Annotated in this window: 13 protein-coding genes; all 13 read left to right on the forward strand. The window is 42.3% G+C overall.

Features of this window, described 5'->3' with window-relative positions; genetic code table 11:
* A partial coding sequence (locus VIN08_RS23810) for a GLPGLI family protein (RefSeq protein WP_331970815.1) occupies nt 1-658 on the forward strand: 658 nt, incomplete at its 5' end.
* Between the two features lie 53 nt (nt 659-711).
* Nucleotides 712-3492: an outer membrane beta-barrel family protein gene (locus VIN08_RS23815; RefSeq protein ID WP_331970817.1), complete on the forward strand. Its 2781-nt coding sequence runs from the start codon at nt 712-714 to the stop codon at nt 3490-3492.
* A 407-nt stretch (nt 3493-3899) separates the two neighbouring features.
* On the forward strand, nt 3900-4490 hold the full coding sequence (locus tag VIN08_RS23820; RefSeq protein WP_331970819.1) for a TetR family transcriptional regulator: 591 nt from the start codon (nt 3900-3902) through the stop codon (nt 4488-4490).
* 22 nt (nt 4491-4512) lie between these two features.
* Nucleotides 4513-5838: a TolC family protein gene (locus tag VIN08_RS23825; RefSeq protein WP_331970821.1), complete on the forward strand. Its 1326-nt coding sequence runs from the start codon at nt 4513-4515 to the stop codon at nt 5836-5838.
* A gap of 18 nt (nt 5839-5856) precedes the next feature.
* Nucleotides 5857-6933, forward strand: coding sequence for an HlyD family secretion protein (locus tag VIN08_RS23830; protein WP_331970823.1), 1077 nt, complete (start codon nt 5857-5859; stop codon nt 6931-6933).
* A 5-nt stretch (nt 6934-6938) separates the two neighbouring features.
* Nucleotides 6939-8516 carry a DHA2 family efflux MFS transporter permease subunit gene (locus tag VIN08_RS23835; RefSeq protein ID WP_331970825.1) on the forward strand — a complete coding sequence of 526 codons (1578 nt, stop codon included), beginning with the start codon at nt 6939-6941 and terminating at the stop codon, nt 8514-8516.
* Nucleotides 8517-8698: 182 nt separating this feature from the next.
* Nucleotides 8699-9616: a glycerophosphodiester phosphodiesterase gene (locus VIN08_RS23840; RefSeq protein WP_331970827.1), complete on the forward strand. Its 918-nt coding sequence runs from the start codon at nt 8699-8701 to the stop codon at nt 9614-9616.
* A 96-nt stretch (nt 9617-9712) separates the two neighbouring features.
* Nucleotides 9713-10711, forward strand: coding sequence for an adenosine kinase (locus VIN08_RS23845; RefSeq protein ID WP_331970829.1), 999 nt, complete (start codon nt 9713-9715; stop codon nt 10709-10711).
* Between the two features lie 160 nt (nt 10712-10871).
* Complete coding sequence (rpmH, locus tag VIN08_RS23850; RefSeq protein WP_079687198.1) at nt 10872-11033, forward strand: 50S ribosomal protein L34; 162 nt, start codon at nt 10872-10874, stop codon at nt 11031-11033.
* Nucleotides 11034-11083: 50 nt separating this feature from the next.
* On the forward strand, nt 11084-11467 hold the full coding sequence (gene rnpA / locus VIN08_RS23855) for a ribonuclease P protein component (protein ID WP_331970832.1): 384 nt from the start codon (nt 11084-11086) through the stop codon (nt 11465-11467).
* Between the two features lie 132 nt (nt 11468-11599).
* Nucleotides 11600-13249 (forward strand): S41 family peptidase, encoded by a 1650-nt coding sequence (locus VIN08_RS23860; RefSeq protein ID WP_331970834.1) that lies wholly within the window; start codon nt 11600-11602, stop codon nt 13247-13249.
* Entirely contained in the window at nt 13249-13938 is a 690-nt protein-coding gene (gene tsaB / locus VIN08_RS23865; protein ID WP_331970836.1) for a tRNA (adenosine(37)-N6)-threonylcarbamoyltransferase complex dimerization subunit type 1 TsaB, read from the forward strand. The genes VIN08_RS23860 and tsaB overlap by 1 nt, the downstream gene beginning before the upstream one ends.
* Before the next feature lie 39 nt (nt 13939-13977).
* The gene (locus tag VIN08_RS23870; RefSeq protein ID WP_331970838.1) at nt 13978-14502 is read left to right on the forward strand and encodes a DUF2480 family protein; all 525 of its coding nucleotides are present in this window, start codon (nt 13978-13980) and stop codon (nt 14500-14502) included.
* Nucleotides 14503-14975: the final 473 nt, after the last annotated feature.

A 14975-nucleotide genomic window follows, 5' to 3' on the forward strand; every position in this document is an offset into this window, starting at 1 on the left:
AGGTATTATTACATACGAAGTAAAGGTAAATATGCACCGAAGACTTCCGCCTGACCGCGAACAGATGAAGGAGACGATTCCGGAATATAATATCCATCAAGATCAACTCGTCTTTAACACAAACGAATCGCTCTATAAACCCATAGAAGAAGAGGATGACGAATTTGCTGATGAAGGTGGGGGTGTGCGGATGCGCTTTCGCAGACCGAATGCTGAATTTTATTTCGATCAGGCTTCTTCCAGGCGCATCATGTTACAGGAATTTATGGGAAAGAAATACCTGATAGAGGATTCGATAAAAATTACTCCGTGGAAATTTGGTGCCGAAGTAAAAACCATTAAAGGTTATGAATGCCGTCAGGCGAGTTACTATAACGAAGAACGCAAGCAAAACATAGTGGCATGGTATACTACAGCGCTTCGCCCGTTTATAGGGCCTGAGAATTTTAACACACTGCCGGGTGCTGTAATACAAGTTGATATCAATGATGGAGAGCGCATTATTACGCTTCAAAAACTGGAAGCACGTGCGCTGAAAAAAGGAGAGTTGAAAATTCCTTCCGGTGGCACAAAGATTACCGAAAAAGAATTTCGCAAAATGATGCAGGAGCAGATGCAGCGCATGGGGCGCGATGGAACCATTATTATCCGGAATTAAGATATAGTATATATAGCATTAACTTCTCCCAATACCCACGACCTTAATCTGCTATGAAAAAACTTTTATTCCTTGCGCTGTTTGTTGCGCAGCTTTCGTACGCTCAGAAATTTACGTTGAAAGGACAGGTTTCTGATTCAACATCTAATCCGCTGCAGGGTGCTACGGTTATTCTGCTTAGTCCCAAAGATTCATCGCTCGTAAATTTCGGAGCCACTACTTCTACAGGTCAGTTCGAGATAAAGAACGTAGCGAAAGCAGACTATATGTTGAAAATTACTTATATAGGCTATAGAACATATTCTGCTTCTGTAACAGCTCCGGCCGGAGATATACTGGATCTGGGAGCGATCAAAATGAGGCTTGCCCAAACCAAACTGGATGAAGTAGTAATTGAATCAGAGAAAATACCGGTAACCGTTAAACGCGATACGATAGAGTATAACGCGAAAGCTTTCAAAACCAATCAGAATGCAAATGTAGAAGAGCTGCTGAAAAAATTACCGGGCGTGGAAGTAGATAACGATGGAACGATTCGCTCGCAGGGTGAAGAAGTGCAGCGCGTAACAGTAGACGGAAAGACTTTTTTTGGCAATGATCCTAAGCTGGCTACCAGAAATTTACCGGCCGATGCTATAAACAAAGTGCAGGTCTTCGATAAGAAATCCGATCAGGCTGTATTCTCCGGTATAGATGATGGCCAACGGGAGAAGACGATCAATCTTGAATTGAAAGAAGAAAAACGCAACGGTATATTTGGAAATGTACAGGGCGGAGCCGGAACACAAGATCGTTTCTCAGCCAAAGCAAATCTCAATCGCTTCAGAAAAGGACAACAACTATCATTTCTCGGGATGGGTAATAATATTAACGAGCAGGGATTTGCGATGGATGACTATATGAGCTTTACCGGTGGCGCACAACAACTGGCCAGTGGACGCCAGGTGCAGTTTACGGTGAGCTCTGATAATCAGAATAGTGTGCCGCTAAATTTTGGTGGTCGTAACAGTGGTCTCATGACCAACTATGCCGGTGGTGTAAATTTCAATAATGAGTTTAACAAGAAGACGGAGCTTAATGCGAGTTACTTCTATAATTACCTGGATCATGATATTGCCTCTACTACCGAGCGGACCAACTACCTGGCTAGTGGTGATCTGCGATTCAATTCGCAAAGCAGGCAGTTGAATACCAACCAGAATCACCGGGTAAGTACAACGCTGGAACATAAGCTTGACTCCATGAATTCATTGAAGTGGACGAATACAGTAACGTATAATGATACTGAGTCGGACACTAAAAGTCAGAGTAAAAATTTTGATGCCGATGGCTCTACGCTAAATGAAAGTGAAAGCAAAACGTATGCGCAAGGGAGCACGGTAAATGTAAACAGTAACCTGTTGTGGCGTCATCGCTTTGCCAGGAAGGGCAGAACGCTTTCCGTCAATGCGCTGATCAGTTCAGCCAATACCGATCGTGATGGAACGCAGGATGCTACCAATACCTATTATACCGGTGATGCGGGAACAATGCAGATATTACAAAGTAACACACAGCGAACCAACACCACCAGCTATAGCGGAACACTGTCGTATACAGAACCCTTGGGTAATCGAAAGTATCTTGAAGCTAATTATACTTTTCGCAGAAATCTGAACGATGTATCCAAGAAGGTGTATGATATCCAAAATGAAGATTATGTATTTAATAATTCATTGAGTAACGAGTATAAAAGCGATTATCAATATCATCGTGCTGGTATCAACTTTCGTGTGAATCGTTCTAACTATAGTTTTACTGCCGGAACGAGTATGCAGCAAACATACCTGGATGGTGACTTGATTCTACTTGATCAAAAAATCAAAAAATCATATCAGAACTTTTTACCAGCCGCACATTTCAACTACGATTTCTCGACAACCAAACATATACGTTTGGATTATGAGACTTCTGTGCAGGAGCCTACTATACAACAGTTACAACCTGTAGTTGATAACAGCGATCAGCTTAACTGGTATGTAGGTAACCCTGAATTACGGCCGGCCTATGCGCACAACGCCCGTTTTAATTTTATGACGTTCGAGCCCGGCAAATTTATCAGCTTCTTTGCTTTTGTAGATGCAACCTATACCAAGAACGCTATTACTACAGCGCAGAGTTATACCGATCAGCAGGTACGTATTTCAAAACCGGTAAACGTATCGAACAATACCCGCATCAATAGCGATGCTACTTTCAGTTTCCCGATACAGACTATAGGAAGCCGGTTCAGTATATCGGCAAGTGCTACGCGCCAGAACGGTGTAAACGTGGTGGAAGGTGAGGAGAGTAATATAGCACAGAATACGTATGGTGGAAGACTTCGCTACGACTACCGGTATAAGGAGATCTTTGATGCAAGCCTGGGTGCGAATATCAGTCGCCAGTCAACCGACTATGAATTTAACAAGGCAGCGAATCAGCTATACTTTAACAAAACCTTCACGGCAGAAGCGAATGTGTCGTTTCTTAAAAATTATCAGTTTACTTCCTCACTGGAGTATCTGGTATATGAAAGTAAAACAAGCGACTATAAGCAATCTATACCGCTGGTGAATCTTTCATTCTCACGTTTCCTGTTAAAGGCAAAGAGCGGTGAAATTCGCCTCTCGGTAAACAACCTGCTTAATAAGAATATAGGAGTATCGCAAACAGCCGATGTAAATTACTTCCAGCGGCAGGTTTCCAATTCGCTGGGCCGATACTATATGGTTAGTTTCATCTATGCACTTAACAAACAACTGAACCCCATGGGCATGCGCCCGCGCGGTGGTATGATCCGTATTATGCGATAGAACCCTGGTTGTTGTCGCTTGTGAAATCACCGGCTTGTTGAGCGGGTGATTTTCTTTTTTTACGGGCTCCTCTTTATTCAGGGTTTAATGTTTATGATTAAAGGAGTGAGGTATAGAAATCAGTAAAGAATATCTGCTTCTGTAGTGTGACGTATGCTTAGCGAAATCATCTTATACTACATGTTTCTTTCCCACGAACATCGAACTTCGAACATGAATGGTTGACCATGAAAGGGGATGAATAGCAAGGCTATCATCATCGGCAGGCACGATTTTAATCTTTCCAGGCGAGAGGTGCAGTATGATTCAACCGTTTGCTTCCTTTGCCGGAAGGATTAAAAAATAATTTTTAAACAAATGTTTAAAAATTAAACAACTGTTTAACTTTGTGCCCGTTAGTAGGCACTATGACAAGCGATAAGATACTTTCTGCGGCACGAGGACTTTTCGAAGAGAAGGGCTTTGACCTCACAAGTGTTCGCGAAATAGCCACAAAAGCCGAAGTAAATGTTGCTCTTATCAACTATCACTTCGGTTCTAAAGAGAATCTGCTGCTGGCAGTAATGGAGCAATCCGTTGATGCAACCCGCATGAAGTTGCATGATATAAATCAATCGGAGGCAACATCGGAAGAAAAGCTTAACCAGGTAATTGAGCTCTATGTAGAGAAGATCTTTAACAATTGCCGGTATCATCAGCTGATACATCGGGAGATGTCAACTACACAGCGTCCGGAGTTGGTAGAGGGTATCAATAAGATATTGAACAGGAACAGTGCAGAACTTCGCAAGCTGCTCGAAGAAGGGCAGCGCAAGAAGGTTTTCAAGAAAGATATAGATATAGATCTCGCGATGGCAACTTTGTTTGGTGTACTGTATCAGGTAACACATGCCATTTTCAAAAAGCGTTGGACACGTGCAGGGGAGGATGATGATGCTTTTAAGAAGCGTGTTAAAAAATATCTCTTTGATTTACTCACAGGTTATTTAGTGAAATAAGAATATATATATAAATCTATCCATGTACAGAAGATTAAGTACTCTCATCATCGCGCTGCTTACCGTTTCGTATATACAGGCACAATCGGTTAAGAAGCTCACGATAAAGGAAGCGATCGATCTGGGTGTTGCCAACAGTAAACAACTGGTGGTATCCAATGCCAGGATCAAGGAAGCGCAGGCAAAAGTAGCGCAGGCTAACGACAAGCTGATACCGGAAGTGGGTGTGAGCGGAACATACCTGCACATTAATACACCGAATATCAGCTTTGCTAATCAGTCGTCCGGTAATAATAGCGGAAGTTCTGATTCACCATTGGCTGCACTATCTAACATGCATGATATAGCATTGGTGCAGGCTACAGCATCGTGGCCGGTGTTCAACGGCTTTCGCAATAAGAACACCAAGATCATGAACGAATACCTGGAGCAGGCTGCCCGGTATGATGCACAAACTACCAAGAGTGAAGTAACAGTAACGACAGCGACAGCTATATATCAATATTATGAGTTGCTGGAAACCAAAAGAACGGTTGAAGAAAACCTGAAGCAGGAACAGCAACGTGTAACAGAATTTAAAAATCAGGAAGCACAAAAATTACTGGCCCGTAACGACCGGTTAAAGGCAGAGCTTCAGGCCAGCAATGTAGAGCTTGCTTTAACAGATGTAAATCACGATCTGCAATTAGCCGAGTATAATCTTATTGTATTATTAGGATTGCCTGATCAGACAACTATAGAGTTGGATACAACAGGTATGTTTAATCTTGCCGGGCTTACTACCTGGGAAGAATACCTGCAAGCCGGTTTAACCAATCGTAATGAATTGAAGTCAGTAGATGTGCAGGTAAAAGCGGGTGAAGCCGGGTATAAAATATCCAAGGCAAATCGTCTCCCGACAGTAGCACTCTCTGCCGGATATGTGAATGCATTTATACCAAACGTAGTGAACATCACCAACGCATTGAATGCCGGTGTATCTTTAAAATATAGTATAACCGGAGCGATCCATGCATCGCATAGCATGCAGGAAGCACGCGCAAAAGTGGAGCAGGCCGAAGCATCACGCCAGGCAGTAAACGACCAGGTGCGCGTAGACATTCGTCAGAAATATCTGAATTGCCAGAAGTCGCTCGATAAACTGGCTATTACCGAAAAAGCCATTGAGCAGGCGGAAGAAAATTATCAGATATCACAGAACAAGTATAAACAAGGTCTTCTCATTCTCTCCGATTATCTCGAAGCAGATGTAACATTACTTCAGGCACGTATCAACTATGCCACTACACGCGCAGAGAGCATGATCGCTTACTACGAACTTCAGAAATCAATCGGAACCCTTCAATAAAAAGCACTTTCAAACCGTATGGAAACCAAGAGTAACAAAAATAAAAGATTCGCTATTGTGTTAGGCGCGCTGGTAGTAGTCGGAGCCGCCTTCGGAATTACGAAATATATACATGGCCAGCATCATGAAGAAACTGATGATGCGCAGGTGGAAGGAGACATCAGCCCAATCATACCAAAAGTATCGGGTTATGTAGAGCGTTTGTATGTAGATGATAACACAGTAGTAAAAGAAGGTGATACACTGGTTGTATTAGATGATCGTGATCTGGCATTGAAAGTATTACAGGCTGAAGCTGCATTGGATAATGCAAAGGCAAGTCTGGCAGCCGTAAGAGCGGGCTTGACTACATCACAGGAAAATGTGTTGAGTTCAAAGTCCAGTCTTCAGGCATCGGAAGGTAACGTAGAGATTGCACAGGTAAGAGTACGCAGAGCGGAGCAGGATTTTAAACGTTACGAGGAGTTGATCAAAACAAATTCTATTACACAACAACAATACGAACAGGCCGAAGCAGAACGTGATGCTGCGTTGAAGCAATTGGAAGTCGCAAAACGTCAACGTGAAGCAAGCTTCCGCGAAACCTCTGCACGTAAGGCACAAAGTACTGTAAGCGATAGAAATATATCGTTAGCAGAAACAGTAGTAAAAGAACGTCAGGCAGATCTGGAGTTTGCCAAGCTTCAATTGTCGTATGCCTATATAACTGCACCCACGGCAGGTGTAATCTCTCGCAAGAATGTGCAGCCCGGACAACTCGTGCAGATTGGTCAGTCACTCTTCGCATTGGTAACGGAAAAACAAAAATGGGTCATTGCCAATTTCAAGGAAACACAGTTGGAGAAAATGAAACCCGGCCAGGAAGTAGAGATCGAAGTAGATGCTTATCCAAATGAATCATTCAAAGGTAAAATCGAATCTATATCTCCGGCAACCGGAGCGAAGTTCGCACTCTTACCAGCCGATAATGCCTCTGGTAACTTTGTGAAAGTAGTGCAGCGTGTACCGGTAAAAATTATACTGACAGACTCTACTGAGAAGGCTGGTCTGTTGCGTGCCGGTATGAATGTGATTGTAGACGTACACTTAGATTAATATACATGCTTCAGCAGGAATCATTGGTCGAGTATGGCTTCAACCGGGTGATCATTACCATTACAGCGGTAATGTGTGCCTTGCTGGAGATCATTGATACGACTATCGTAAATGTGGCGCTCAACGAAATGAAGGGAAACCTGGGCGCTACTTTGAATGATGTGAGCTGGGTGATTACTGCGTACGCTATTGCCAACGTAATTATCGTACCACTCACCAGTTGGTTATCGCAGCAGTTTGGAAGAAGAAATTACTTTGCTGTATCCATCGTCATCTTTACTGTTTCGTCTTTCTTGTGTGGTAACGCTACCAATATATGGGAGCTTGTGTTCTTCCGCTTTATACAAGGTCTTGGTGGCGGTGCATTGCTGGTAACATCACAAACCATTATCACAGAAGTATATCCTCCGGAAAAGCGCGGCATGGCACAGGCACTATATGGTATGGGAGTTATTGTTGGTCCTACACTAGGCCCTCCATTGGGCGGTTATATAGTAGATAACTTTTCATGGCCCTATATATTCTATATTAATATACCCATCGGTGTTATAGCAACTCTCCTCACATTATCGTATGTGAAGAGTCCGAACTACGGTGGTAAAAAATCACTCGCAGATGTTGATTGGTGGGGTATAGGGTTTTTGGTCATGGCGGTTGGTTCACTGCAGTTTGTATTGGAGAAAGGACAGGAGCACGATTGGTTTGAAGATGCCTGGATCATCACCTTTACGGTAGTGGCATTGTTGGGAGTATATCTCTTTATCTGGCGCGAACTGGTAGCAAAAGATCCGGCTGTAGAATTACGTGTATTGAAAGATCGTAACCTCGCCATTGGTACCGTACTCTCATTCATACTGGGCTTTGGGCTATACGGCTCTACGTTTGTGATTCCGCTCTTTACACAAAACTCATTGGGGTGGACAGCATTGCAGGCGGGGTTGATGTTGGTACCGAGTTCAGTAGCCACAGGGTTGATGATGCCGATCGTAGGGCGAGCTATTCAAAAAGGTGTATCACAAAAACATCTTATTGCTTTAGGGTTTTCTGTATTCTTCGGATTCAGCTTGTGGGCTTATACAATCATAACGCCTTTTACAGGTGAAGGAGATTTCTTCTGGATACTGATGTTACGCGGTGTGGGCTTAGGCTTCCTGTTCGTGCCTACTACTACGTTGGCACTTTCATCACTGAAAGGAAAAGAGATTGGTCAGGGGGCAGCCTTTACAGGGATGGTTCGTCAGCTCGGAGGTTCATTTGGTATAGCACTGATCAGTACCTATATAAGTCGCAGAAGTGTGCAGCATCGTGCTGACCTGGTCAATCACGTTTCGCCTTATAGTCTTAACGTGCAGCAGTGGCTTACCAATACCAAGAATAGTTTTCTGGCGCGCGGCTCTGGTGTAGATTATGCAACCATGCAGGCAAACCAGCTTATGGATTTTATGGTAACAAAGCAAGCGATGTTACTTACCTATATGGATGTGTTCCTGGGTATAGGTATATTCTTCTTGTTCTGCGTACCATTTGTACTCATACTAAAACCTGCGAAGAACAAAGTTGATATGAGTAATGTAGGACACTAAAGATATTTATTCACACAGCGTGTGAAAGACATCCACATGCAGTGCGCGGCCGGGTTGAGGTTATCAGGGGTGAGGTTTGACCTGGTGCGCACTGTGTGTGGATGTTCTATTTATAACCGTTTGCTAATACAGTCTTCATTCACAATACTTGTTCATTGCCATTGGCGGATATATCTTCGGGCATGATACGATTCAGTGTAGTACTTTTGATAGCGATTGCTTCATTCTCATCATCAGCCCAGATCTATATGCCGAAGTTTGAAGTACAGGGGCATCGAGGAGCGCGTGGCCTCAAACCTGAAAATACAATTCCAGCTTTTATAACTGCGCTGGACTCCGGTGTAATGACACTTGAAATGGATGTTGTTATTACGAAAGACGGGCAGGTTGTATTATCGCACGAGCCATTCATGTCTGCAGCCATCTGCCTCGATAGCACGGGTAAACCTATAGCTGAAAAAGACGAGAAGAAGTATAACATCTATGAGATGACCTATACTGATGTTGCCCGCTATGATTGTGGCTCGAAGGGAAATGAAAAATTCCCGGAGCAACAAAAGCTTGCCGTGAGTAAACCTCTTTTGAAAGATGTTATCGAAGCTGTAGAGAATCACATCAAGAGTTTTACGCAATACGAAGTAGACTATAATATAGAGATCAAGAGTTCACCTGAAACGGATAAGAAATTTCATCCGCCAGTGGAGGAATATTCAGATATAGTATATAATCTGCTCAATCAATATCTGCCCATGGAGCGCGTAGTTATACAATCATTTGATTTTCGCGTGCTCAAATACTGGCATAAAAAATATCCGGAGATACGGCTGGCAGCACTCGTAGAGAATTTGAAATCCATCGATGCTAATCTCAATGACCTGGGCTTCAATCCGTCAATCTATAGTCCTTACTATAAATTGCTCACCAAAGAAAAAGTAGCCCAGCTTCATAAGAAGAAGATACGTGTTATACCCTGGACGGTGAATGAAGAAAAAGAGATGCTGCTGCTGAAAGGCATGGGCGTAGATGGCTTCATTACCGATTATCCTGACAGGGCGCGCAAGTATAAAATGACCCTGAGCATGAATGTTCAGAAAAAATAAAAGTTACCGATACGTCATCTATAGCTATGTATTCTACCCTCCGGTGCTGAATTATTCTATTTATTCTGTATCCTTGCGGTAAAATCCGGATTGTACATGAGCAAAAAGTATAATGTTTTCGGCATCGGTAATGCCATCGTTGATATAGTGACAGAAGTAGAACACGACTTTTTTGAAAAGAACGGCATCGAAAAAGGTGTAATGACCCTCGTTGATGAAAAGCGGCAGCTTGAATTGATGAAGGTTATTGATATGCAGAAGAGTAAAATGAGCGGTGGTGGATCTGCAGGTAATACAGTTGTAGCCGTTAATCAATTCGGAGGGAAAAGTTTTTATTCTTGTCTCGTTGCTCATGATGCACTGGGTAAATTCTTTTTGGAAGACCTGAAGAGAAACGGTGTCGATACCTCTTTAACGTATGAGAAATGTCCGGAAGGACACTCCGGGCGTTGTCTCGTAATGACTTCTCCGGATGCTCATAGAACCATGAATACATTTCTGGGTATAAGTTCATTTCTCTCGCCCGAACATCTGGACGAAGCGGCTATAAAAGATTCTACTTATGTGTACCTGGAAGGCTACCTGGTGGCAAGTCCGAAAGGACTTGAGGCTATGAAGGAAGCCAAACGTATTGCTGAGAAAAATAAAGTAGAAGTGGCACTTACGTTTTCGGATCCAAGCATGGTTAAATATTTCGCCAAGCAGATGGAGGAAATTGTAGGTGCCAGCGTAGATCTTCTTTTCTGTAATGATGAAGAAGCAATGATTTATACCGGTACATCTTCCATAGCTGAAGCACGCGAAAAGCTGAAACAGGTTGCCAAGCGATTTGTGATTACACTAGGAGCCAATGGTGCTTTGATATTTGACGGAGATACGTTTATACAAATAGAGCCTTATAAAGTGCAGGCCGTAGATACCAATGGTGCCGGTGATATGTTTGCCGGAGCATTTTTATACGCCATCACGCATGGCCATAGCTATGCTGAAGCCGGCAAACTGGCGTCTCTGGCTTCCTCGCGAGTAGTAACGCAATGGGGCCCAAGACTCGAACCTGTACAGGCAAAAAAGGTGTTGGAAGACCTTATTGCTTAAGAGTAATTGATAAAAAATAAATGTCAGATCGCGTGAAAGCCTGTTGATTTGGCGGGTTTTAGCGGTTGGTGCTATAATTCGTGAGCCAGCGTTTGTAAATTCAGGAAATCCTGGCCATCTTTGCAGCCCTTAAAAAAATTAAGGTAAACGGAATAAAGAGATGAAACGTACATATCAACCTTCCCGCAGAAAAAGAAAAAATAAGCACGGCTTCCGTGAAAGAATGGCTTCTGCCAATGGTCGCAGAGTGTTAGCTTCCCGCAGAAGAAAAGGCCGTAAGAAGCTTACCGTTTCTGACGAGAAGACCTTAAAGCATAAATAATCTTTCCGGGTAGTTTCATTCCCTGAAAGAGATTAAACTATTTGATCTCCATGGGGAAATTTACGTTCCGTAAAGAAGAACGGCTTACGAAAGAAAAACAAATACAGGAACTCTTCGAAAAGGGTTCCTCTTTTTATTTGTTCCCTTTCAAAGTGTTCTTTATGCCCCATCCTGATCCTGCCATCGCCCACCACCAGGTGTTGATTTCCGTCTCGAAGAAAAATTTCAAGCGGGCAGTTGATCGCAATCTGATCAAACGAAGAATGCGCGAGACCTATAGATTGCAAAAGCAAACGCTGGCAGAAATTCCATCGCTACAGATTGGATTTATTTATTCGCATAAAGAGATTTTGCTTTTCGATGAAATGAAACGCAAAATGCTTCAGTCTCTGAAAAAGCTTATAACAAATGCCAGCAGTCTAAAAGAGCGTTAACGATAACAACAAACTTCCGGGAGCAGAATAAGAAAGGTTGACTGAATACTCGTTATATTTACTTAACAACCACGCTCTCAAATCACCCACACATTTCAACTGTGTCCGAAGCCAGTAAACAGAAGTAATTTTATGTGGAGAAGATTAAAATGGCCATTGATCCTTGCTCTCGGTGTAATATCTGCGTTTGCCTTTCGTGCTCCTGCAGAGAAATATTTCGACATCGCCAAGAGCCTTGATATTTTTGCAACTCTTTTCAAAGAGATCAATGCATACTATGTGGACGAAGTTGAGCCTCAAAAACTTATTCGCAAAGGTATTGATGGCATGCTCGAATCACTTGATCCATATACTGATTATATTCCTGAAGATGAGATTGAATCATTTCGTATTTCTACTACCGGTCAATATGGAGGTATAGGAGCACTGATCGGCATCGTTAATAAAAAAACAGTAATAACATTTCCGTATAAAAATTTTCCGGCATACCGTTCAGGTCTCAGGGTTGGCGATGAACTCATCGCAGTAGATGGTAAAAATATTCAGGGTAGGCCAACGTCCGAAGTAAGCGCACTGCTCAAAGGTCAGCCTAAAACCGAGCTTGAGGTGAAAGTGAAACGCTATGGCCAGAAAGATGATCTTACCTTCAGGATCAAGCGCGAAAAGATCAATGTAGATAATCTTGCCTACTATGGCTTGGTAGAGCCAACTATAGGGTATGTTCGTCTGGATGATTTTACGCCCGGTGCTGCGAGTGAAGTCTCTGCAGCAGTAATTGAGTTGAGACAAAGAGGCGCTACCAGAATTATACTGGATCTTCGCGAAAATCCGGGAGGCTTGCTGTATGAAGCAGTAAATGTGGTAAGTCTTTTTATTCCAAGGGGAGAAGAAGTGGTTTCTACAAAAGGTAAAGTAGAAGAATGGAACAAAACCTATACAACGTTGAATAGTCCGGTAGATACAGATATACCAATGGTGGTTCTCGTTAGTGAAGGAAGTGCATCTGCTTCAGAAATTGTAGCAGGATCATTGCAGGATTACGATCGTGCTGTTTTGATCGGTAAGAAAACTTTTGGCAAAGGATTGGTGCAAACAACAAGACCTCTTGCCTACAATTCGCAACTAAAGGTGACTACCGCGAAATATTATATACCCAGCGGTAGGTGTATTCAGGCGCTCGACTATACACATCGCAAGGATGATGGCACCGTAGAGCGTGTAGCCGACTCGTTGAAATCGGAATTTTCTACCAAAGCCGGACGAAAAGTATATGATGGAGGAGGACTTGATCCAGATGTTGATGTAGAGTATGAGCCTGTAGGAACGATAACATCAGCATTGATAGGCTCCGGACTGATATTTGAATTTGCTTCGCGTTATTGTGCTGAGAATCCCGTGTCGCCAGATTTGAAATCATTTCATTTGTCGGATAAGGATTACGATCGTTTCATATCCTTCATAAAGGAGAATAAATTTACCTATGCTACTCCGCTGGAAAGAAATACAAAACAACTGATTGAAACCGCTCGAAAAGAAAAGTATTACAATGAGCTTGAAAGCCAATTGAACACTTTGAAAAATAAAATTGACGCCAGCAAGGCAACCGACATGGTACGATTTAAAAGTGAAATAATGCAGGCGCTGGAAGAACAGATTGCATTTCACTATACTCAAAACGATGGACAAGCGGAAGTATCATTGCCTCGCGATAAAGCAGTATTAGAGGCCCGCAAAATTCTGAATGACGCTGCTGCATATAAAAAAATTCTTTCTCCTCATTAATGGCTCTTATCTTAAGTCTGGAAACTTCCACCACAGTTTGTTCAGTGGCTTTACACGATCATGAAAAATTGGTGGCCACAATGGAAATCCGTAAAGAACATTCGCATGCATCCAAGCTGGCTGTTCTTGTAGATCAGGTAGTTAAACTGGCGGATACCTCCTTGAGTAGTCTTTCTGCTGTAGCAGTAGCTGCCGGCCCCGGATCATATACGGGTTTGCGAATAGGCACCTCTACTGCCAAAGGATTGTGCTATGCTCTAGGCATACCGTTGCTTGCTGTCGATACATTAAGGATTATGGCAGCACAGGTGCAACCATTGAATTGGACGGATTCGATCTTATGCCCGATGATTGATGCCAGGAGGATGGAAGTATACTGCCAGCTTTTCGATGCAGGTCTGAATAATTTGAATAAAATAGAAGCAAAAGTTGTAGATGAGCAAAGTTTTGAGGAATCGTTAGAAGCTAACAAAATGATTTTTTTTGGTGATGGCGCAGCGAAATGCAAAACGGTTATAAAACATAACAATGCTCATTTTCTGGATGATGTAGCTCCATCGGCTGTTCAGTTGGGATATCAGGCAGTCATCAGGTATAACAATAAAGAATTTGAAGACCTGACTACATTTGAGCCGTTCTATCTGAAAGAATTTTTAATAAAGAAACCTGTCAATAAAGAACAGGCATGATTACGAACAAAATAAGTTACTTCTGATGTTTGAATGTCAATGGAAGCGGAAGATCAGATCATAAATAAAGTAGCCAACAGTGCACTCATAACTTTTAACCTGGAAGAATATTATCAACCAGGTGAGCGTGTTGTGCTGGATATAAAAGATCAGTTGTATCAGCAATTGATTTTGAGGGAGAAAGATTTCAGAGATTTTATAAAGTCGCACGACTGGCAGCAGTACGCTAATAAATTTGTTGCTGTTACATGCTCTGCAGATGCTATTGTTCCCACCTGGGCCTATATGTTGGTAGCGATTGCTTTACAACCACATGCGAAAAAAGTTGTTTTTGGTTCGTTGCAAGATTTAGAGACAATACTTTTCCACGAACAATTGTCAAAAATTAATTGGTCATCTTTTAAAAATGCCAAGGTAGTAGTGAAAGGATGCAGTAAAGTTGATGTACCAGTGTCGGTATATATTGAAGCTACAAATCATTTAAAACCATTCGTATCAAGTATGATGTTTGGTGAGCCTTGCAGTACAGTTCCGCTGTATAAAAAATCAAAAAAAGAAGAGTAATTTTTTTATAGTTATAAGAATTTCATTCTCAGTTATTTCCGGATAGAGAGACTATATCTCGTAATTTTTTCTTGGCATGAGATAGTGAAAATCTGATTTATGTTCCTACATTTGAAGCCCTTTTGCCAGCAGGGCTATAAAGCGGATAATTTTGACAAGCTGATCCCGGTATATGTTTTCTTTTTCTTTGATTCTTTCGGTAAAGAAAAAAGAAAAAAAAGATTGAGAAAAGATTTGGAGGATGAGAAAAGGTTTCTACCTTTGCACTCCCAAAACGGAAAAGCGGGCTCGAAGTTGGAAGGACTTCGGGAGAAGTTGAAAGATTGAGAGACGAAAAAAGTTGGAGAGGTGATGAACTTCGAAGACAATAGTTTCGAGATATAGGTTGAAGATACTGAGAAGTAAATTTGATCACGATTGACGAACCTGATGTGAATCAGTAGGAGTCAAAAAAGTTCTTTGAATGGATGATA

The sequence above is a fragment of the Ohtaekwangia sp. genome, from assembly GCF_036568665.1.
Classification (GTDB): Bacteria; Bacteroidota; Bacteroidia; order Cytophagales; family Cyclobacteriaceae; genus Ohtaekwangia.